General features: G+C 41.3%; 7 protein-coding genes. All 7 read right to left on the bottom strand.

Translation table 11 applies throughout. The annotated features are described in order from the left end of the window. Positions 1-11 precede the first annotated feature (11 nt). The 7 genes from clbL to clbF all read right to left on the bottom strand — a co-directional run bounded on the left by clbL (position 12) and on the right by clbF (position 24,833). The gene (gene clbL, locus A9G22_RS09350) at positions 12-1,478 is read right to left on the bottom strand and encodes a colibactin biosynthesis amidase ClbL (protein ID WP_075508760.1); all 1,467 of its coding nucleotides are present in this window, start codon (positions 1,476-1,478) and stop codon (positions 12-14) included. After that, on the bottom strand, positions 1,475-7,942 hold the full coding sequence (gene clbK / locus A9G22_RS09345) for a colibactin hybrid non-ribosomal peptide synthetase/type I polyketide synthase ClbK (RefSeq protein ID WP_075508759.1): 6,468 nt from the start codon (positions 7,940-7,942) through the stop codon (positions 1,475-1,477). The genes clbL and clbK overlap by 4 nt, the downstream gene beginning before the upstream one ends. 10 nt (positions 7,943-7,952) lie before the next feature. Further along, positions 7,953-14,456 carry a non-ribosomal peptide synthetase gene (locus tag A9G22_RS09340; RefSeq protein WP_075508758.1) on the bottom strand — a complete coding sequence of 2,168 codons (6,504 nt, stop codon included), beginning with the start codon at positions 14,454-14,456 and terminating at the stop codon, positions 7,953-7,955. Positions 14,457-14,517: 61 nt separating this feature from the next. Next, positions 14,518-17,547, bottom strand: a complete 3,030-nt coding sequence (gene clbI / locus A9G22_RS09335) for a colibactin polyketide synthase ClbI (RefSeq protein WP_075508757.1) — start codon at positions 17,545-17,547, stop codon at positions 14,518-14,520. Between the two features lie 59 nt (positions 17,548-17,606). Then, positions 17,607-22,391, bottom strand: a complete 4,785-nt coding sequence (gene clbH / locus A9G22_RS09330) for a colibactin non-ribosomal peptide synthetase ClbH (protein ID WP_075508756.1) — start codon at positions 22,389-22,391, stop codon at positions 17,607-17,609. A 58-nt stretch (positions 22,392-22,449) separates the two neighbouring features. Then, a complete protein-coding gene (clbG, locus tag A9G22_RS09325) occupies positions 22,450-23,697 on the bottom strand; it encodes a colibactin biosynthesis acyltransferase ClbG (RefSeq protein WP_141670037.1) in 1,248 nt (415 codons plus the stop codon). Continuing rightward, positions 23,697-24,833 (bottom strand): colibactin biosynthesis dehydrogenase ClbF, encoded by a 1,137-nt coding sequence (gene clbF, locus A9G22_RS09320; RefSeq protein ID WP_065586264.1) that lies wholly within the window; start codon positions 24,831-24,833, stop codon positions 23,697-23,699. Before clbF ends, clbG begins: the two co-directional genes overlap by 1 nt. Positions 24,834-24,845: the final 12 nt, after the last annotated feature.

Genomic DNA, 24,845 nt, shown 5'->3' with positions numbered 1-24,845 from the left:
ATATTGCGTTATTAATATCCATTTGGTTTTGCAAACCCCCCTGTAATACCTTCACAAAATTCGGCAAAATCTATGGTGATGTCATCATTAAAATGACCAGAAACGATCTGAATAGCGCACGGCAGCTCGCCATCTTGTTTTGCCAGTGGATAGATAGTTGCAGGCAGTCCAAATACGGTCGGTAACATATTCCAAAACAAATGTTCGTTATAACCATGGGCAACACCATTAATTTTTAGTTTGCGTTTATTTACCGGTTGTTGCATATGGTGAAAAGCCACTACTGGGCTAACTGGCATCAGCAGAATGTCATAATGTGAAAACAGTTCTTTTAATAGATTACTATATTGCTCTCGCAATCGATCCGTTGTGTCTTGTTCATTAATATCATTAGTCATACCTTTATAATAGCTAGCCATTCCTTCTGGAACATCTTGAACATGACTTAATAACCGATAACCAAGTGAAGCCAATCCTGCAGTCAAACGTTGGCGCGCATTTAACGCTGTTCCCACTAGGCGACCACTAAGTTTGACCGATACATCAAATAATTGCTCTGGATCAATGCCTGCAGGCATCGCTTCATCAATTTCAATCCCGAATTGTGCTTTAAGTATTTCAATAAAATTCCGAAAACGCTCAGCCACTTGGTCATCAAGTGGATGGTTTACTGCATTAAACCAAGTACAAATGCGATACTTTTTATGGGCATGATAGCGACTAAAATCCGGAATGCGCGGTGGTTTAACCCAAAATGAATTTAGTGCCTGCATCATTAAACGTAAATCAGCAGCACAACGTGCCATTGGTCCAGAGGTGGACAAATCTGGCTCTGTAGTATCGTGTGGACCACCGCCCGGTATATGACCACGCACAGACATCAATCCGAGACTACAGCGATGGGCATAGACACCAGTATAGTGCGCTGGCACTCGCATCGAACCAAATAGATCACTGCCAAACTCTACCGGTGTAAAATCAGCGGCTAATGCGACCGCTGCCCCACCGGATGAGCCTCCTGGAGAACGTTGCAGATCCCATGGGCTATTGGTCGTACCATAAAGATCGTTATAAGTTTGCCAGTCCGCAGTCATTGTCGGAACGTTAGTTTTACCTATAAAAATTGCACCAGCAGCACGTAAGCGAGCAATGGATGGCGCATCTTGCACTGCACGGTTATTTTTTAAGTGATTGGCGCCAGAGGTAGTTAGCCAACCTCTCACATCAAAGGAGTCTTTGATAGTACAAGGCAATCCATGCAATATCCCAACGGCTTTGCCTGCTTGACGATCTTTGTCGGCTTGCTCTGCATCCTTGAGAGCAGATGCTTTGTTATGTTGTACAACTGCATTTAATGCCTCATTAAATTTAGCTATACGATCAAAGTAATATTCAACTAATGCCACCGAGGTCGTTTCACCATTTGCCAATTGAGCAAGTAATTCCGTGGCAGTACGATACTGAGAATGATCACTCATTGGTCACTTCCTTCGGTTTGGCGTTTACGACGCAAGGCAAGATTGCCACGTGCACTGCTAATATTAGGTGATTGTCCATTGTTCTCTTCGGGCTCCGATGAGTCATTTTGTAGCGATTCGATGTAGTGGGATACTTCAATGATATTTGGCAAACGGAACAGATCCACAATTGGAATTTCCTGTGCCGTCATCTGTTCAAGAGCTTGTTGAATACGCACTAATTCAATAGAGCTTCCCCCCATAGAGAAGAAGTCATCCTCTACCGTTAACTGATTAACCCCAAGGACGTCTTGCCATAATGCTAACAACTGTTTTTGCAATTCAGTCACTTCATGATTTTGCACTCTAGCCGCCGTTTGATGCGCAAGCTGTTCTGCTTGTTTTATCAAGGTGTTACGGTCCAATTTACCGTTGGCATTTAATGGGAAATCTGCCGCAAGGACTATATTAGTTGGCAACATGTAATCTGGTAATTGCTGTTTAAGTCCATTCATGATGACATCTTTAAATGCCTGAGTATCAATCGGAGCATTTGCTTTACTATCTGTTGATTTTTCGTAAGTCGAAAAGTCCTTTAATAAGGCTGTTTGTGTAAAGGCATCTTCTCCAACAAGTCCACCCACGGTACAATGGATATAACGATGAGTTGGCGATAGTTGGAAATGTTCGGCGACTTTAGTAAAAGTCGCCATACCCAATTGACATAAGCCTAATCCATATTCTGGTGCACCATCCTCCAGCAATTGGCATAAAGTGCCCGCTTCCATGATAGAAAAATGCCAGCCAGCTTCTTCACCATAAAGTGGTTGAATTGCCGCCATATCGGCAATCATGAAGATTGAAAAGGCTGCCCGCTCAGCGATTGAGCGATTTGGTCCGACATGGAAGTCTTGATTTAATGTTACATTTGGTGCTATTGGCATTAAACTACCTTCACGAGGATTAAGGTAATAAATGCCAAACACTCCCTCTTCAATCTTATCTGGATGGAGATAGATATAGGTTTGCACTGGATATAATCCCCCTGCAGAGGCATAATTATATTTCGCAAACGGCAAGCCTGGAATTCTGACCTGAACTAACTTATTCAACAATAAACCTAATTGGTTTAAAGAGATCTTTTGCTCAATGAAGTTACGATAACTGCGACGCCTAATGTAGGCTGCTGTGTCGGTTGGAGCCGGTAAAGTCAACGCTTTACCATTGACTTTGCGAATGTGCAGCTCTTTCAATTTAAAGGCCAAACGTTCAGCCGGATTAGTAATAATTCCTTGGACAGCAGCTTGTTCTTGTGCTTCTTTTTCGTGCAGTGCATGAGCTTTGTCACGATCATACAATTTTGCAAATGCGATCAAGCGTTTATTTTCGCGACTGCCGACAGCCACAACAACCGACTGTTCAATATCTTGATGATTTTCAATGCAGCGCTCAATTTCGCTTAACTCAACTCTAAATCCGTTAACTTTAACCTGATTATCTTTGCGACCTAAAAACTCCACTTGACCATCGCTAAAATAGCGACCTAAGTCACCAGTACGGTAAATGCGCTCTACATTATCATTACACCATACAAAACTGGCGGCAGTTTTATCTGGATCATTGAGATAACCTTGTGCTAGACCCATACCACCAATGCAAATTTCACCTTCAACTCCAATAGGACACTCTTCTAACTTGTCATTTAGGACATAAATTGGTTGATTCTGTAGACCTCGCCCGTACGGTATACTCTTCCATTCTACTTCGACTTTATCCACCGGATAGAAAATCGACCAAATGGCGCACTCGGTAGCTCCACCTAAGCTAATAATCGTCATATCTTGATTTAGTCGTGATCGCATTTGCGCGGGTAACGTTAATGGAATCCAATCACCACTGAGCAATGCTAGGCGTAATTCTGGGCAGCGACCGGCACTATTACTGAGGTATTCACATAACATCTGCATCAGTGCTGGTACTGAGTTCCATACTGTGACATCTCCCAGATCAAGCATATCCAGCCAATGCCTTGGATCTTTTTCATGCCCTGCATCCGGTAACACTAATGATGCTCCTACCATAAATGGAGCAAAAGCATCGTACACAGACAAATCAAAGCTCAAAGATGATAAACCAAATACCCGATCATTAGCTTCTACATTGAAGCGACTATTGATATCTTCCAAGGTATTCATCGCAGCACGATGATCGATCATTACTCCTTTTGGTGTACCAGTTGAGCCAGAAGTAAAGATGATATATGCCACATCGGTAACATCAGCAGTTTCGGTGACCAATGGTGTTAATGGCGCGGCAAGCATTTGTTCAGTCACCACAACTACCGGTAAATTAGACGGATTGACTAATTCAATGTCTAGTTGCGTAACGAATGCTCCAGCATCACTTTCATTTAGAATCAAGGATTGCCGTTGTACTGGCAGAGATGGATCAATTGGCACATAGGCTGCACCTAATCGTAAAATGCCATGTACTGCGGCGATTTGTTGCCAACCTTTTTTCATTACTACCACAACCCGATCACCTCGTTTTATACCTTGTGCTTGTAGAGCGTGCGCAACTTCATTAGCGGCGTTGGAAAGTTGACGGTAAGTTAGCGTCTGTTGGGCCGTAATCAAAGCTGTTATATCTGGTGTTATTTCGGCCTGATTTAATAATCCATGATGCATCAACGCTGTCGGTGCCGGGGTTTGTTCTACTGGTGCACTAACGCTAGGTAAACCAAGAATATCTTGCGTCAAATTCCAACTCTGTGGACGGGTCGCTAGTGTTTTTAATAAAGCGCAATAACATTGGAACATTTGATCAATTAACTGCTGATCAAATAATGCTTCAACCACATCCCAGTTAAAATGTAATTCTCCTTGGCGTTCCATAACTTGATGATCGATCCAAACTTGTGGTGTTTGTGAGACGCTATATTGATCATCTTGCGACTGGTTAAATAAGGTATCCCCTTCTTCCCAACGAGCTTCATCTTGGTTTAATAAGCTCGTAAACACAATTGGGACAACCGATTTTGCCGGATCTCGGTGAGCCTGCACTAATAAGCGCGAAACTTGTATACCACCAAACAGACGATGATCTAAGTCGTTCCATAGTCGATTATGGATCGCCTTAGCACGTTCTTGTAGGGTTTCACCTTCACTGAGATTGACCTCTAACAATGTTAATGAGGTAAAATCACCCACTAAGTAATTGATATCTTCATGTAACGGTAGTCGATTAAATAGCGTTAAATTCAAGGTAAAATGTTGTGATGCACTAAACCGCGCTAATACTTGGGCAAAACAACTCAGTAATAAGGTGGTTGGGGTAATATTCATCTGCCCAGCCTGCATTTTTAACCGTTGCCATAAAGCACGAGATAAACTATGGCTACGACGAGCAAATGCTGGGTTATCCAATTCTGATGGATCGATCAACAATGGTAATCGAGGTCCTGGTGGCATAGTTTGCACCCGTTCACACCAATAATTGCGCGCTCGTTCATACTGTGGTGTTTGCTCGTAGGATTTTAACGTTAGAACATAATCTCGGAAGCTATAGGTTATTTTCGGCAAGGTCTCTTGTGGATGATGATAGAACCAAGCTAATTCACGCATGAATAACTCAAGGCTCCAAGCATCTGCAACTAATAAATCAATGGAAACATGCAATCTAGTCTTGTTTTCATGATCAACTACGCCTTCGATCTCGAACAGTGGCCAATGACTACAATCTATCATCTGATGCGACATTGTTTCACGCAAGCTCATACTTAATTGCTGAAATTCGTTGGCATTTTGCGTGACATGAAATTGAGCATGATATGATGGCACTTCTGGTAAAATCTGTTGTAAGCCATCGTCGGTCACTATTGCCCTTAACATGCCATGACGAGCAATCACTTTATTTAGCGCTTGGTTGAATTTATCTTGTTCCAAACCGCGCAATTCATATTCCACATAAATATGAGTCGAAATGTTGCCTAAACCCATAGATTTACGGCGACCTACCCAGTATGCCTGTTGCACATCAGTTAACGGAAATGGTAGATGCTGTTGATCTGGTTGAAATACCGCTTTAGGTAAATCAGGTTCATCACCACGGGTTTGCCATTGTCCAAGCAAATATTGACTTAAACCATCGATTGTTGGATCGGCAAAGAAGGCGCTCAGTGGACAGGTGATATTAAAATGCTGTTTGATATCGTATAAGATGGTGGTTGCTAAAAGTGAATGCCCGCCCATTTCAAAGAAACTGGCTTGAGTACTATCTATCGGGCAACCAAGGGTACGTTGCCAAATGTCAATTAGCGTAGCTTTAACTTCGGCTAATGATACCTCAGGCACTGCTTCAATAGTTGATGCGTTATTGATAACTAATGTGCGCTCCACTTCCACCCAATAGCGCTGACGAGCAAAAACAGTTCCCGGTAATGCAATACGGTAACTGGTTTGTGCATGCTCTACTGCATCAATTATATGCCAATCAACATTAACGCCAAGTTTCCATAGCTGACCTAAAATCTGTAATGCGACCATATTACCTTGCGCTTGATTAGCATCTAATTGGAATGTACACGCATCACGTTGGTTGGCAAACTCTGTGCTGTTGGTACTAGTAATTGGCTGTCCGACATTGAGTTGTTGCCATGCTTGCATTAATGAACAATGTCCATTAATAGCTTCGGCTGCATATTTACCGTCATCTTTACCAATCACAGATCGATTAATAGGCTGCCAACGATCAACTAAACTAATTAATAAATATTGGCTGATAAAAGTACGTTGTGCTTGATTGAGCTGATTTAAACTCGCTAACGTTACTTCCATTCCTAATAGCTCTGTAATTGTTGTCGATAATTCCTGAGACGTTTGTAACCACGCTAATAACGTATCACTATCTAAACAGAAACGATGCTCTAATTGCCAATTAATGGCTGTCAATGAAGTCACCATGTGAACAGGCACACTACTAAGTTTTTGAACTAACTGCTTAAGGTTCTCAACGACAATATGTTTTCGTAATGGCAATGACGCCCGTCCATAGCGTAAAGTATAAGCAACGTCTTGTAATCGATAATCTTGGTGCATAGTTAGCTCTGCAAGTAGATTATTCTCCATATAGCTTAAACTTTCTGGCGTTTTGGCTGACAATGTAATTAAATAAGGTCCTTTGGCTGACTGTTTTGCTTCATGCGATGTAGCATCGGGTAATGGCTCTTGCACTATCAGATGCGCATTGGTACCGCCAAGCCCAAAAGCGCTTACTCCAGCGGTACGTAAACCACCGCTATTCAACCAAGGTTGTAACGTTGTATTGACTTCAAACGGAGTATTTTCCATACCTAATTGAGGGTTGGCTTGTCTAAAATTTAAGGTCGGGTAAAAAACCTTATTTTGTAGACTCAATACCGTTTTGATGAGGCCACTTACCCCTGAGGCCATTTCAACGTGGCCGATATTTGGTTTAACGGCTCCAAGTTTCCATTGATGATCACCTGCATTGACTACTTCAAAAGTGCGTTTGATTGCTTCAAACTCGATTGCATCACCTAATGGGGTACCACTACCATGTAGTTCGATATATTGGATGTCTTGTGGGTCAACACCGGCTAAGCTTTGCGCTTCAATCATTACCTCGACTTGCCCATCAACTCCGGGCACGGTATAACCACTGCGAGATCCACCATCGTTATTAATAGCACTACCTTTAATCACTGCAAAAATATGATCACCCTGTGCTTGGGCATCTACCGCCCGTTTTAACAGCACCATACCTAAACCACTGCTGTATACAGTACCAGTGGCATCAGCATCAAAAGTATGGATTAAACCATCTTCGGACTGTAAACCGTCACCTCGCGAATCATAATCACGTTGATCTTCCATACGGAAAGTGACTCCACCGGCTAACGCCATATCGCATTGACCACTTAATAAGCTCTCACAAGCTAGATGTACTGCCACTAATGAAGTTGCACAACTAGCTTGCACAGTTACACAGGGTCCTTTCGTGTTAAGACGATAAGCTAATTGGGAGGTCAAATGGTCTTTATCGTTACCAACCATAATTTGTAGCCCACCGAGCTGTGACATTTTATCTGGGTTTCCCATTAAATGGGTTAATAAATAAAAACTCGTACTAACGCCAGCATACAACCCAATACGTTCATCATGAACTTGTGGGTTATAACCACTTTGCTCAAATATTTCCCAAGCACATTCTAAGAAAATACGGTGCTGAGGATCCATAATTTCAGCTTCGGCTCGACTGTAACCAAAAAACGGAGCATCGAAATAAGCCATACGGTCGTATACATTATTGAGAGTAATTTTGTTATATCCCTCAGCGTGAATCACTTTAGGATCCAGGATATTACGTCCCGAACGTAGTACTTTTTCAAACTCCTGTACGCTATGTACTCCGGGATAACGGCAATTCATATTGATAATCGCGATATCACTTTCATTGTAAACCATCATTTTTTCCTTAACGTTGACGTTTATGGCGGCGCTGAAGCCGTTGTTGAGCTCGAAGTTGAGAAGCATCACGATGCTGCACATGACTAACATCGGGAACATTGTCTAACTTCGCTTGTAGATAATCGGCAATCTTCTTCACGGTAGTTAGTCGAAACAATTCTGCAATCGGGATAGTGACATTAAACTTCTCTTCAATACGTCGATGCATTAGTACAATTTGAATTGATCCTCCTCCTGCTTCAAAAAAGTTATCTTCTAGTCCGACTTGCGGTTTTTGTAATAACTCACACCAAATACACGAAACTTGTTGCTCATAAGATGATGTGGCCGCTGTAGTTACTGTAGACTCTGATGCCGATGTACTCATATGATTAATAACTTCCCGAATCAGTGCTGCCCTATCAATTTTGCCATTAGAGGTCATTGGCAGCGCGTTAATAATGTAGAGACCTTGTGGAATCATATAAACTGGCAGTGACTGTTGAAGTTGCACCAATGCCCCGTCTATAATCTCGTCGTTATTAACGATATCCGTGGTCAATGTAGTTGTGATAAAAGCATAGATATGCCCTTGATGAAATACCACGGCTGCATGGTTAACCGATGACAAACGTTCTAAATGACATTGAATTTCTCCTAATTCAATACGGAACCCATTGACTTTAACTTGCGTATCTTTACGTCCCAGAAACTCAATTTGACCATCGGCAAAATAACGACCTAAATCACCTGTACGATAAATACGTTCAGCACTGGCTTTACGCCAGACAAAACTGGCGGCAGTTTTATCTGGGTCATTGAGGTAACCTTGTGCCAATCCCATGCCTCCAATGTAAATTTCACCTTCAACCCCTACAGGGCACTCTTCTAACTGTTCATTTAATACATATATTGGCTGATTGCGTAAACCTCGACCATAAGGAATACTTGTCCAGTGTGGATCAAGATCCATAATCGGGTAGAAAACAGACCAAATAGCGCATTCGGTAGCACCACCTAAACTAATAATAGATAACGTTTGATTAAGTCGGGAACGCATCTGACCTGGTAACGTTAATGGAATCCAATCACCACTAAGCAATGCTAAGCGTAATTGCGGACAACTTGCGCTACATCCATTTTGATATTCACATAGCATTTGCATTAAAGCAGGTACCGAGTTCCACACGGTAACTTGTGCACGGTTTAGCATATCTAGCCAGTGCTGTGGATCTTTTTCAAAACCAGCATCTGGTAACACTAATGCTGCACCGACCATAAATGGCGCAAAAGCATCAAACACAGATAGATCAAAGCTTAGTGACGATAAACCAAAAACCCTATCCCTTGCCTGTAAGCTAAAACGCTGATTGATATCCTCCAACGTGTTCATGGCTGCACGATGATCGATCATTACTCCTTTTGGTACACCGGTAGAACCTGAGGTAAAGATGATATAAGCAATATCAGTTATATCAGCTTCTACTACATTTAATGGTTTTGTTGCCTCTTTGAGCATTGCCGGCATCACGACAACAACCGGTAAGTGAATTGGATCTGCTAGCTCAATTTGAGGTTGCGTCACCATAGCGCAAACTTCACCTTCAGCCAATAACAACGACTGTCGTTGCACTGGCTGTACAGGATCGATGGGTAAGTAAATTGCGCCCAAACGCAAAATCGCATGTACCGCAACAATTTGTTCCCAACCTTTTTTCATCATTACCGCAACCCGATCACCACGTTTAACCCCTAAAGCTTGTAGCTGTTTAGCGATGTTATTGGCAGCGCCAGATAGTTGGCGATAAGTAAGGCGTTGGTTAGAAGTTATCAGTGCTATTGCTTCCGGTGTTAACTCGGCATAATGCAATAATCCATAATGCATCAACCTTGTTGGTACTGGTTTTTGTTCGACAGGCGCACTTAGGCGCGGTAAGGATAATGAGCTCTCTGGCATTTGCCAGCGTTGTGGCTGGTCCGCAAGCTCAATGAGGGTCTGACAATAGGTCGTGAACATAGCATCTATCATAGTTGGATCAAAAAGTGCATTCACTACATCCCAATTAAAATGCAGTTCTCCACCTGATTCTAGGACCTGATGATCAAGCCAAACCTGCGGCGTTTGGGTGATATTAGCGTCTTCAAGTAGGGTAAAACCTTCAACTACTTGTGCTGATAATTCACCATCGGCATTGTCCAAAACACTAGTAAATACTACCGGCATAGGTGACTGGAATCGTCCACTACGAATAAGTGCCTCGTTAACCCGAATACCACTATAACGACGATGATCCAAATCGTCCCATAATTGGCCCTGAATAATTTGTGCGTTTTCGGCATAACTACGTTGACTATCATAATGAATATTAAGTAGACTCACTGCTGTAAAATCACCAATTACAGCTTCCGCACCAAGGTAGCCCATTGGACGATTAAATAAAGTCAAATTGAGCGTAAAAGCTGGTTGACTACACCATCGCGCTAATACTTGACTAAATACGGTCAATAATAAGCCAGTTTTAGTCACATGAGCAGCTTGAGCTATTTGCGTTAAAGATCGCCATTTTTCCACCGATAAGCGACAACTACGTCTTACAAATTTAATATCAGGTAACAATAGGAGATCACCCTTAATCGGTAATCTTGGTGGACCATATAACTGATTGATTGATTGTTCCCAATAGGCTTTATCACGCTGATAGGTCGTGCCAGCTTGCTCAACCTGTAATGCCTGTACATAATCACGGAAGGAGAATGGCAAAACTGGTAATGGAGTAGCCGGTTGCTGATAAAGAGTAATTAACTCTCGTTGTAGGGTACGCATACTCACTGCATCAGCAATGAGAAGATCAAGGCTAAAGTGCAATCGCCCATCTTGTTCAGAACATTGTGTATAACTAAAGTCAAACAATGGCCAATGATCGACAACATGAACTTTATGGGACAATTCCGCCCGAATTGTTTGCAGAGCATTTTGGCTATCATGTGGTGTTAGTCCACGTAAATCATGATAAGCAATCTGATATTCAGGCACCTGCGCTAATATTTGTTGAGTGCCATCTGGTAGCACAATTGCCCGTAACATATCATGACGAGCAATGAGTTGACTAAGAGCTTGGCTAAAACGTATAAGATCAAATTGGTTAACTGCAAATTCATGATACACATGAGTAGCGACTGCGCTATTGCCAGTTTGTCGACCAATCCAATAAGCTCGTTGTACATCGGTCAACGGAAACGGTTGATAACGAGCATTTTGATTGTTGGTAATAACAAGCGTTTGCGCAACCATTGGAATATTTTGTGCTTGTAGCTGAGTAATCCTTGCTGTGAGTGCACGCACATTAGCATAGTGGAAAATGTCCTTTAAGGTCAGTGCACACGCAAACTCACGATTAATCTCTGCTAACAATGTTACTGCCAGTAGAGAATGGCCGCCTAGACTAAAAAAATCACTATTTGGATCAGGATTTTTAATCGGTAAAAAACGCATCCACAGTGTCATTAAGGCTTGTTCTTGCTCATTGAGCTCGAAAGTTTGCGGTTGACTAGCTTCCCTATCAAGCACGAAACTATCAGCTAACTGCTTCCGATCAATTTTGCCGTTGGCTGTCAGCGGATAGTGTTCAACTTTTTGCCACAAAGTCGGGATCATATAATCTGGTAATTGCTGTTGAAGTTCATGCTTTAGAGCATTAAAGTCAACATCTTGCATAGTGATCACTGCAACTGCTAACAGTTTATCGACTTGTGCATTATCAATACACACTACCACCGCACTTTCGACGTGTATATGCTGAGCGATTACCCGCTCAATTTCACCCAATTCGATACGATAACCGCGTAGTTTGATTTGGGTATCTTTACGACCAATAAAGCGCAAATTTCCATGCGGATCGCAACTCACCAAATCACCAGTTCGAAACATTTTCGCCCCAGCAAAGTGACTAGGTTCGGCAAGAAAATGCTTATCGGTTAACTCTGTCTGCCCATCATAGCCCATTGCTACACCTGCACCTGCAATATAAAGCTCACCAACAACGCCTGACGGTACGGGGTTACCCTTCTCATCTAAGATATAAATTCGAGTATTGGCAATCGGCGATCCAATGGTGATGTGATTAAAGTCAATCACCTTTGCTTTTAATGACCAAATTGTAGTCTCGGTCGGTCCGTATAGGTTCCACAGTGTTTGACAGCGATTTAATAACCCTTCAGCTGTGTGCACTGGCAATGCTTCTCCCCCTGCTAACACACAGAGATTATCATTACCCTGCCATCCTGCAGTGAGTAAAGCCTGCCAAAATGACGGCGTGGCTTGCATAAGGGTTGGTTGATATTCATTAATCAATTTGATCATGGCGAAACTGTCAGCAGCGATTTCCGCTTCTGCTATATATAGACTAGCGCCAGATATTAACGGTAACAAATATTCCAAGAAAGAAATATCAAAGGCTGGGGTCGTGACCGATAATAAGCGACTACCTTTATCCACAGCAAACGTCTGTTGCATATCTAATAGCAAGTTAAGCAAACTACCGTGCTTAATGGTTACCCCTTTCGGTTCACCCGTACTACCCGATGTGAATAGAATATAGGCTGGTGCATCGAGTAAAATCGGCATACGAAGATTATCGGAAGGCAACTCTGGTATAGTATATAATTGATCAAGTTCCAATAACAATAATGGTACAATGTCTTGATATTCACAGTACTCTCTGACCACTAAACAGGTTAAACCAGCACGTTGCATAAGACGTCGTACACGAGCCGATGGTTGATTGATATCAAACGGCAAATACACTGCGCCCACATACCAAATCGCTAACATTGTAGCAATTAAGTCGCCGTGTCTTGGTATTAGTACTCCTACACGATCACCCAATTGGATACCATGTGCTTTTAATCTTGTGGCAATCGTCTGTACCTTAAGCCATAGCATTTGCCAACTCATCTGGTAATCAGCACCTTGGATCACTATCTGATCTGACTGTTGTAAACTAATTTGTTGAATTAACGTCAATAAATCATGTGGCGCTGGCCAAGTAACATCGGTAGCATTGAACGCCTGAAGTGCATATTGCCCATTAGACTGATTAAATGAACTAATTTGATTGATTGGTATTTGGAGATTGACAGTCAATGCAATACAATATTGGCGAAATGCCTCGGCAATATTCTGTACATATGCTTCATTATACAAACCACTATTATATTCAAGCGTGACATCAATAGTATCTCCATTGTCGAAGACTTCCACAGTCATATCATATTTAACCGAGTTATTGTGATAGTTTAATTGTTTCCACTGAGCATCAGCTAAGCTGAAATTACGCTCGTTCACTTGATAATGATAGATATATAAAATCTGAAATAACGGTGAATGGGATGGTTGACGTGGAATATTCAGACTATTGAGCAGCATTTCAAATGGCAATTTCTGCCTTCCAAAAGTCTCTTTTACATTCTTTTTTACCTGTCGAAGCGCATCATGCGCTGTAATCAAAGTACTAAAATCGCTATAGATCAAGACAACACTAGCATAAAAACCAATGCTGTTAAGCAATTCTGGTCGAATACGTCCAGAAACAGGAGTTCCGATAATCAACTGTTGCTGATTGGTATAGCGTAACAACAACAATTTGAAAGCTGTAAGTAATAAAACAAATGGCGTCGTTTTTTGTTCACTGGCAAGGCGTTTGATGGCACCATTCAACAATGCATCAAAGGTAATGGAGATCTTTGCACCTGCTTGACTTGGCACTGCTGGACGTGAATATAACGTTGGAAAGGTGGATAGCCTTGGTGCATCATGTAACCGTTCTCGCCAATAATTAAGATCTTGGGCTAACAATGGTTCTTTAAACCACTCACGTTGCCAACACGCATAATCAGCATATTGCCATTCTGGTTCAACAGGTGCCGGTAATGTATTATTTTTTAGATAATTATATTGTTGTTGCAATTCGTTAAAGAGCATTCCTAACGAAATCCCATCCATAATAATATGATGCACACAAAACACAATGTAATCACTTTGCCCTGATTGAACAAGATGTTTTATAACTAATAAGGGGCCTTTTGCCAGATCAAACTGCGTATTGATTACGCTTTGAATCACGGTATCTCGTTGCGCCTCTGAACTCTGATGATCAAGCGTTATTCGCTCTATTGATACCTTTACTTCATCATCAATCACTTGGCAAAGTTGCTTATCCTGTAAGACAAACCGCGTACGCAAGATAGCATGCCGCTCCTGTATCAAGGCAAACGCTTGATTTAAAAACTGACTGTCAATATTGCCTTGTATTTTATAAACAACATATATATTGTAATTAGTTACATGGCTATCGTATTGTTGCAAAAACCATAGTTGTTCTTGATTATAAGCTAGAGGAAGAGCCTCTTTCTCATTGACTTTAACAATCGGAATACTCAGAGGCGAGACACCTGCATGTGCCAATTGTTGTAACAATTTTTGCTTTTTGTCTTCGGGTAATTTACGCATGTTTGCAATATGCTGCGTTATCATTAACGTTTATTTCCTTTTTATCACAGTTAACCTACTGTTATTGTTACCATTAACAACTCTTTTAGTTTTTCACAATCTCTTCTAGCAACGATGCCAAAATCGCATCTGGTTTTGCTGTAAGTTGGTGTTCGATCTGCTCAGCTAACACGCGAACATTGGCTTCTTCCATCAATGTTACAAATGAGACCGTTACTGAGAAAACCTCTTGAATTTGCGCTAATAGGATTCCCAGCATCAAGGAGTGAGCACCTGCTTCAAAGAAATCATCATTGATACCTAAACCGTCAATACCGAGTATAGATTCGCAGATAGCTAACAATTCACGCTGAGTATCGGTTTGAGCCGGTTCATATGGGGTAGAGAAATGAGGTCGTGGCTGTCGGTTGGAGTTGCTTTTTGCAAATGTAACAGTATTGTTAACAACATCATTAACTGGTGTTTGAATCCCTTGTTCTTCTGGGCTTGATACCCAATAACGAGTTTTATCAAATTGGTAAGTGGGCAAAGATACACGACGCGGACTATCACCAACAAGTGATACCCAATTTAGATTATGTCCTCTTGCCCATAAACTGGCGGCGGTTTCTAACAGGTGTTTATTTTCATCCATTTCGCTGTTAGCCGTTGGCAAGGAACTTTTAGCCTCACTATGCGCCAATTGATGACTATTAACCAAATGAACTAAAGTCGATCCCGGACCAATTTCAAGGAAATCGCAATTATATCGTTGATGTGCTACCTGTACCGCTGCCGAGAACCGAACTGGCATTAACATTTGGTTAATCCAATAATCCACAGTGGTTAGAGTGTTAGCCTCTACTGCGTTACCCGTGGCAGTTGATATAAAGCTATAAGTTGGTGGATTTAGATGTACATCAGCAAATTCAAGGCGTAATGCCTGAGCCACATCTTTCATCATATATGAATGAAATGCATGCGAAGTGTGCAACAGTTTATTGATGACATTTTTATGTGTTAGCTGCTCACTGATCGCAGCGATATCTTTTTTGGGTCCTGATAGCACTGAATAATTCGGTGAGTTAATCGCAGCAAGAGCTACGCAATCATTAGTATAGGCATTGGCCTCATTTTCAGCAAGAGCTACCATTAACATTGCACCTCTTTCAGCACTGCTCATTAATTTAGCTCGTTTAGCAATCAAACGTAACGCATCATCAAGCAAGAACACGTCTGCAACTGTCGCGGCAACCCATTCGCCAAGTGAATGACCAATCATTAATGTTGGTTCAACACCCCAACTGATCCATAATTGAGCCAGTGCATACTCAACGCTGAATAGTAACGGTTGCGTTAACCATGTTTGTGATAAACGTTCAGCTTGTTCATTGGAAATTGGCGCACTAAAAAGTTCAGCACGAATATCAATCGCAGCATCACGCGCCAAAATATCAGCACAGTGATCAAATGCGGCGGTATAAGCTGGCCATTGGCGATATAACTGTTGTCCCATACGTTGATATTGACTGCCTTGACCAGAGAATAACCAACCTAGATTAGGTTGTGCTTTAGCAATGTCTTGGATGATTGATTGATTATTTTTATCAGTCAGTAAGTTAGCTGCATTTGTCACCGCATCGCAAACGATAGCGGCACGGTATTCAAACATTGTTCTACCAGTTGCTAACGTCCAAGCAACATCACGTTTATCGAGCTGTTCATATTGCAAGAAATCAGCAAAGCATTGCAAACTGTTTTGTAATGAGCTCTTAGTTTTGGCGGAGAATGGCAAAATACAGTATGATGGAGCATCAGCACGCGGCTTATTGTAAGCAGGCGCTTGTTCAACTACTACATGCGCATTGGTTCCCCCCATACCTAATGAAGTGACGCCAGCTCTACGGATACCACTTTGTGGTTGCCAATCCTGACATTGTGTATTGATATAAAATGGACTATTGGCTAAATCAATTTGTGCATTTGGGCGTTTAAAATGCAGTGTCGCCGGAATTTTACCATGATAAACCGCCAACGCTGTCTTGATTAATCCTGTTACACCAGCGGCAGTATCTAGATGACCTATATTGGTTTTAACCGATCCCAATGCACAGTATTGCTTTTCGTTAGCAGTAGCAAAGGCTTGGTTTAAAGCTGAAAATTCTATCGGATCACCTAATTTGGTGCCAGTACCATGCGCTTCAACGTAGCTAATATCCTGGGGTTGCAATCCGGCTAATTTCTGCGCCTGTACAATCACCCTCGCTTGAGCATCGACACTGGGCGCGGTATAGCTGATCTTTTCTGAACCATCATTATTAACGGCGAATCCTTTGATGACAGCATAAATGTGATCACCGTCACGGATGGCATCATCGACTCGTTTTAACACCACTAATCCGGCGCCGGTACCTGGTACAAATCCACTACTGTTATCGTCAAACGCTCGACAATGACCATCAGTCGAAGTAATGCCACCTTCTTGTGATAAATAACCGGTTTTTATTGGTGGGCCTAAGGTGACACCACCTGCTATTGCCATATCACATTGCCAAGTAAGTAGACTTTGACATGCCACGCAAACCGCCACTAATGACGTGGAAGAAGAAGATTGGATAGTAATGGCCGGACCACGCAAATTGAGATGATATGCAATTGAGGTGGTAATACTATCTTTATCGTTACCAATTGCTGCTTGTAAACTACCGGAAGAGAATACCCGTTTAAATTGTGGTAACAAATTTAACATTAAATATGAATCCATACTCTTACCGGCAAATATACCAACATCTCCCGGATAATCACTCGGTACATAACCAGCATCTTCAAAGGCAGCCCAGGCTGTTTCTAATAATACTCGGTGTTGGGGATCAGTTAATTCAGCTTCACGTGGAGCAATACCGAAGAATGCAGCATCAAATTTATCAATATCCACAACCTCTCCTTTGGCTTTAACATAGTCAGGATGACTAATGAAATCTGGGCTAATTCCCATTGCTAATAATTCTTCATCAGTATAAAAAGAAATACACTCTTTATTAGCTATTAGATTAGCCCAAAATTCTTGTATAGTATTAGCTTGTGGAAAGCGACCTGCCATGCCCACGATAGCAACGCCAAAATTATTTTCTGCCATTATAGCTCTCCTTAACTTTTATAAAATTTACCTATTCCATTTATTTACTGTGCAGTGATTTAGCATTTACGTCCCCAATGAGTGGAACCAAATGCTGACCGTTGATTGTCTGCACGTTGCTGTTGTAAGGCGCAATCTTTTAATTCTTCTTGTATATTGCTTGGCGTCTTTAGATAACTTGCTAAGCGTTTAATAGTAGTAAAGCGCATTAAATCGACTAATGACACTTGTTGCCTACATATTTCACTGATCATTTGTTGCATTTGTACCAGAAGTAATGAGTGTCCTCCTAAATCAAAAAAATTGGTCGTACAGCTAACTTGTTCAACACCAAGTAATTGTTGCCAAATCATCACTAATTGACGTTCTAATTTGTTAGTTGGTGCTACGTATTCCCCTTGCCCTTCAAGCTGACCTAAATCTACCTCAGGTAATTGTCGAGGATCGACTTTGCCATTTATCCCAATCGGCAATGTCGGTAGAGGGATATAAAACAGTGGTAGCATATGCAATGGTAGCCGGATACTGAGCCAAATACGGATTTGTTGACTATCAAGTACCACACCATTTTTACTGACATAAAAAGCAACTAAGATCGGGGTTGCTAAAGCATTACGACGCACATCAACACAAGCATCAGCAATATCGGGATGCAGTTTAAGTTGACTTTCAATTTCGCCTAATTCTACTCGATGCCCACGTATTTGTACTTGTCGATCTTCACGTCCCAAATAGAACAGATTACCATCCAACGCCCAACGAGCCCTATCGCCAGTTTTTAGTACACGCACATCTGGCAGTTCTGGTAACTGAATAAAGCGGTGTGAATTTTGCTGTTCGTTCAAGTAACCTGGAGACAAACCTAGCCCAGAAAAACACAATTCACCTACCGCGCCGGGCGGTACCAATTTATGATTAACATCAACCACATAGACTTGGGTATTTTGTATTGGTCGTCCGATTGATAACGGTTCTTGTTGCCGGTCAGTGCGTGGTTCAATGATGTGATACGTTGAGCAAATACCGCTCTCGGTCAGACCATAGCCGTTTACGACCTGCATATGAGGTAATAATGGTGCTATCTGATCATAATTCATAGCTTCACCACCACAGATAAACAATCGCAACGCACCAAGATCTTGGCTTAATGATGAAAGACTCGCAGAGAGTGAAGGAGTAGTACTTACAATCGTAACGTGTTGGGTCTTCAGTAATGCCACAAAGGCATTAGCATCTAAACTCTGTGTTTTTTCAGCTAACACTAAGCTCCCACCAGCAGCTAAAATTGGTAGAATTTCTCCCACAAAACTAGCTGAGGCAATAGAAGTAATTGGTAATAACACATCTTGACGGCTTACTTGATAACTTTGGATAAATGAGCAAATTAAATTAACGAGATTTAATTGCGATAACCTAACGCCTTTCGGCACACCCGTAGTACCTGAAGTGAAAATAATAACAGCATCTTGATTCAATACGTTCGCAACTAATGAGGTTGCTAAGTCAGCATCATTAACTGACGGTAATGCCTGCCAATTTGGCAATGCTATAGACCGTACCGCAGATAATTGTTGTTCAGCCAAATCGGTGGTGGTGATCAATAACCTTGCATTAATCTGACTAAAAATCAGTTGGTTACGCTCTAGGGGTGCATCATTATCAATAGGAACGTAAGCAGCACCGATAGCTATAACCGCTAATTGGATTATGATTAAGTCGCAAGACAGCGGTAACATTATTACCACATAATCACCAGATTTAACCCCTTGCCTTATTAACCACCGCTCCATACGTGCAATTGCCTGTTGCAATTGTGCATAGCTCAAAGCATCATTACCATGCCGCAACGCTATCTGGTCAGCTGCTTGCTGGTAATGCGGTGTCAACAATTGCAGCAAATTGGTGACAGGTGGCAGAGCCATTTTGGTATCATTTAGCTGTTGCAACCAAGAATATTCACGTCGATTAAATTTGATTAATTCGTTAACCGTGGTAGATGGTTGTCGGCTAGTAGCTTCCAACAAGTCAAAAAATTGGGTAATGAAGTTATTAATTCGTTCAGCACTATAGAGCTCGGTATTATATTCAAAGGTACCTGTCATTCTTCCATCGATATATTGCATGCTTAACGAGATATCAACTTGTGAAGCGCCGGTATTCAGTAATAATGGAGTCACTGTAAGGCCATTTAGGGTAGGACGAGCGATTGGCATATTGTCTATCTGGAACATACATTGATATACTGGGAATTGTCCAGCACTTCGCTCAATGTTTAATGTTCTCACAATTTCCTCAAAACCAAGTCGTTGATGTTTAAAAGCGGAAAAAAGTTGTCTTCTGACCACTTGCACCAAGGCTGAAAATGATATCTCTTCATCCACCGTTAAACGTAATGGCAACACATTGATTAATGGTGCAATGAGATGTTCGCTCTGTTCAGTTAAACGCCCCGCTACAGGCATACCAACAATATAATCTTGTTGACGAGCATTACGTTGTAAAAATACAATAAAGACAGCTAACAAATAGTTATACAAGGAAACCCGTTGAGCTCGAGCACTTGCTATCACCGCTTCGCTTAGCGCAACTGGCAATTCGAAAGCCACGAACGCACCTTGATGCCGATTGGCATATTGGCGCTGTCTATCACCGACGATATCCAATACTGGTAAATTACCGTTTAATGTTTCTCTCCAATATGCTAAATCCTCTTGATACTGATGACTTTGTCGCCATTGTTCTTGCTCTTTTATATAATCGATATACTCCATGGGTTGTTCATCACTAAGAGCTTCACCGTTATAAACTGCCTGCAATTCACGCAATAGTACACCTTTTGACCAACCATCACTGATAATATGATGTAAATGAATTACCAACACATGGTGCATATCATTGAGTATGATGAGTTCAAAACAGCAAAGTGGTGATTTTGCTCTCAATGGCATCGGTTGCGATACCTTAAGATTGATTTGATTGGTTAAATTAGCCGTGACCGATAATCGGCTAGTTTTGTATAAAGGCTGTGATAGGCTAGCGGGAATGGCTAGTATCGGTTTACCATCTTGCAGTTCAACCGTTGCTCTCAATAACGAATGGCGTAACATTAAACTTTTAATTGCTTCATTCAATCGTACTAAATTCAGTTTACCTTCAAGCTGTAACGCTGCTGGATTATTATAAAGTGCAACATCTGGTACCAGTTGTTGCATAAACCACATGGATTCTTGTATTGGCGACAATGGGCAGTATTGCATGTAGGTTGATTCTCGCAGATCAACACATAACGCTGATTGTTGCCGAGCGATAGCAATAAGCTGTTTTCGATCACATTTACCATTGGCGGAAAGTGGTAAGGCTGAAAGTACGATTAAGCGATTTGGCAACATATAATTTGGTAATGAAGTAGACAATGAAAGCCGTAAATCATTAAGATCGACCATTTCAACACTGACAATAAATGCATAAATGAGTTGATGGTCAACATTTTCCTGATCTGCAATCACCGCAACCTGTTGGATATTAGGATGACGCATAATATGTGCTTCAATTTCTCCTAGTTCAACACGGAGTCCTCTTATTTTTATCTGAAAATCATTACGGCCTATGTAATAAAACTCGCCGCTTTGGCGATCATAACGTACAAGATCACCCGTTTTATAGACTCGTTCAGGTTGACCATTATGACAAAGCGCTGGATGTATAAAAAAGCTACGTTCGGTTAACTTTGGATTATTTAGGTAACCACGGGCTAATCCTATCCCCGCAATATACAGTTCTCCTTCTTCACCATCGGCAACCACCTTGAGAGCTTCATCCAAAACATATAGTCGACATTGATCAATTGCACGTCCAATCGGCACATCATGATAATTCTGGTTACGCAAACAGGTATGATAACTGACATCAATAGCTGCTTCGGTTGGTCCATAAAGGTTAACAAGTGTGCCATCGGTGACTTGGCGATAGAAATTGGTTACACTATAAGCACTGAGTTTTTCACCACTGACAAACACCCATTTTAAGGAGGCACTAAGTGCAGGATCATTTTTGATCTCAAGGTATTCAACAAACAGATTCAACATTGACGGTACGAAATGTATTACTGAGATTTGATGGCGTTGGATGAGTCTTAGCATGGTACGTGGATCACTTTCTAATCCAGATGGTAATAATACCACGCAAGCACCATACATCGCCCACCAAAACATTTCCCATACAGATACATCAAAGGTATAAACGGTTTTTTGAAACAGGACATCTTGATCATTAATCGGATAGGCTTTTTGCATCCACACAATTCGATTAAGTAATGCTCCATGTTCGTTAGCCACACCTTTCGGCGCCCCAGTAGATCCTGAAGTATAAATCACATAGGCTAACTGTTTTGGTAATGGACGATAATCTAAATTACTACTCGCCATGTTTAGTATGGCCATATCATCTATATGACACATTGGTACAGACCAGATTTTATTATCGTGCTGATGGTAAATAACATATTGGGCATTACTGGAAGCAAGTATATTGTTAATCCTGCTACTAGGTGCATCTGGCGCTAAAGGCAAATAAGCACCGCCTGCTTTTACTATACCAAAAATCGCAATCAACATTTCTATACTTCGCGGAAACAGTATAGCAACGACACTATCTTCGCCAATCCCTTGTGTCCGTAGATAACGGGCTAATTGATTTGAACGCTCATTCAATTCTCGATAGGTGATAGCCTTATCACCCATAAAAACAGCCGATTTATCAGCATAGCTATCGGCAATACGATATAGATAGTCAACAATTGTTTCCTCGTTCTTCACCTGTTGATCCACTTTTTCATGCTGGCGCATATACCATTCCTTAAAATCTATAACCCATATGGGTTTATTCATGGTTTATATTTGTCATTTATTTAATTAGCATCCCACGACAATTCGCTATATCTTGTTGGGAACTTCCTTTTAACACTAACACTTGTTCAAACAACTCATTTAGCAATTCAATATCTTGAGCACTAATCGTTTCATGTTGCTCAATAACTTGCACATAATTGAAGAATTGACCTAATATCATTTTTAATTGCGCATTGATAAAAGCATTATTGGCATTATGATTACGCGTCGCTGTGATAGCATTTATTAATTGGTTAAGATACCAACGTTGATGTGAATCTGCATCATTACTAGTAGCATTATGACTAATTAGGGCAAGTTTGAGTTTCTCGCGGTCTTGACGATCATCAAAAGCATAGACATCTGCGGGATAATTGTTTTCAATCAGCAGATTTTTCAAAACACTTTGTGGACCGATTTCAATGGCGATTGGCGCTTGCTCTGATTTTAAAAAGTCTAAACCACGTTGCCACTGTACGGGATACGATAATTGCTGTTCTAACAAATCAATCATCATTCCTGCATTAGTATAGGGTTGACCACTGACATTAGCGATAACTTGGCAATTAGGCTGCTGCCATTGACACTTTTCCAAAACTTCACGCAACTGAATACCATAAGGACGTAATAATGGATGGTGATACGGTACGCCACCCATTAACGGCACCACCTGTACTTGTGGATCGTTATCCAGCAAATACTGTTCGGCAACGATGATCGCCGTATTATAACCAGATAACATAAATTGTTGATCTGAGTTATAGCAGGCAATATCAACCTGTTGCTTCGTCTCATTGCGGGCGAATTCACACGCGGCAGTAACTAAGTCTAGATTACCCTGTTTGATTATAGATGTACCAGCATCTACTTGATTGGCAATGTCACTCGCTAACTGACTGCGCAAGGCAACCAATTCCAACGCTTGAACAAACGATAACGCACCACTACATGTTAAAGCAGCATACTCACCAAGACTATGCCCCATCATATATCCGATAACGGCAGAATTACTGTTTTCAGATAGATATTGTTTAAAAGCCAAATAATGTGCCACACTCGTGGTGTAGATACATAATGCCATAATGGTAGGTTCCGACAACTTAATGATCGATCCTGACATGCATAATGTGGTGATATCCTGACCGGTCACTTGGTTTGCCTGAGCAAACAATTGGCGAACTTGAGGATAGTTCTCATACAACCGTTTTACCATACCGACATACTGTGAACCGGAGCCAGGAAAAACTAATGCTAGTTTACGCATTATTCATCACTCCTTTTGCCATTCATCATATAATTCATCGCAATTTGAATTTCATGAATTTGAGTAGTTCCTTCTATAATCTCCATGATTTTGGCATCACGATAGTAACGTTCTACGTTCATATCTGCTTGGCAACCATTAGCACCAAGTAATTGAACAGCATTACTCGTTACTTCAACGGCGGCGGTAGAGGAAACATATTTAGCCATGAGTGTTTCATTAATCATATCGGGATGGAGATTCTCACGGTAATTAGCAGCGCTAAAACACAACAGGCGAGCTGAACGAGTTTGCGTTAACATTTTAGTAAACAGATGTTGCACAATCCCATGTGAAAATAGACGATGTTTAAACTGTTTACGACGGCGAATATACTGTTCAGTGATATCTACCGCTCCTTGGCAGAGTCCTAAACTACCACAAGCGGTAGTAAATCGACCTTCGTTTAGGGCAAAATTAACCGACAGTGGTACCCCTGATGAAATCTGCCCTAATAAAGCTTCATTTTCTAAGCGACAATTATCAAAATTCAATTCCGCTAACATATTGCCACGTAAGCCAAGCATGTCGCGAATCGGAGTAATGGTAAATCCTTTGGTATTACGATCAATTATTACCGTAGCCATTTGGTTACCACAGCGAGTAAGCACAATAAAGAAATCAGCAATTTGAGATAACGTAATCCATTTTTTTTTACCGTTTAAACGCCAGCCATCACCATCTCGAGTTAATTGCGTTTCCACATTAGCTAAATCACTACCGATATTGGGCTCGGTGAGTGCAATTGCACCGATTAATTCTCCGGAAGCAAGTTTAGGTAAGTAGTACTCTTTCTGTATTTTGTTACCGGCACGTTGAATCGGAATACTAACCATGCCTGTTACGGTAATCAGATTTTCTAACGAACCATGCACACCTGCAATCACTTCATGTAACGCACATAGCTGATAAGAATCCATCTGACTACCACCATACTTTTTACTAATCGAAGCGCCTAAATAGCCTTCTTTAGCTAATTGCGATATAGTTTGCGAGTCGATAAACTGTTCACGCTCAATTTGTGCGGCAACGCTGTTAAGTTTGCTTTTCACAAATTGGTTAACATTTCGCAGAATGATATTATATTCTTTTAACATAATGCATCGCTT

This window comes from Gilliamella sp. App2-1 (genome assembly GCF_001690255.1).
GTDB lineage: Bacteria > Pseudomonadota > Gammaproteobacteria > Enterobacterales > Orbaceae > Gilliamella > Gilliamella apicola_G.
This window is presented reverse-complemented; position numbering and strand designations above follow the sequence as displayed.

Coding starts and splice junctions, on each gene's coding strand:
- clbL (WP_075508760.1), bottom strand. CDS start 1,478: ATGAGTGATCATTCTCAGTATCGTACTGCCACGGAATTACTTGCTCAA.
- clbK (WP_075508759.1), bottom strand. CDS start 7,942: ATGGTTTACAATGAAAGTGATATCGCGATTATCAATATGAATTGCCGT.
- A9G22_RS09340 (WP_075508758.1), bottom strand. CDS start 14,456: ATGATAACGCAGCATATTGCAAACATGCGTAAATTACCCGAAGACAAA.
- clbI (WP_075508757.1), bottom strand. CDS start 17,547: ATGGCAGAAAATAATTTTGGCGTTGCTATCGTGGGCATGGCAGGTCGC.
- clbH (WP_075508756.1), bottom strand. CDS start 22,391: ATGCGCCAGCATGAAAAAGTGGATCAACAGGTGAAGAACGAGGAAACA.
- clbG (WP_141670037.1), bottom strand. CDS start 23,697: ATGCGTAAACTAGCATTAGTTTTTCCTGGCTCCGGTTCACAGTATGTC.
- clbF (WP_065586264.1), bottom strand. CDS start 24,833: ATGTTAAAAGAATATAATATCATTCTGCGAAATGTTAACCAATTTGTG.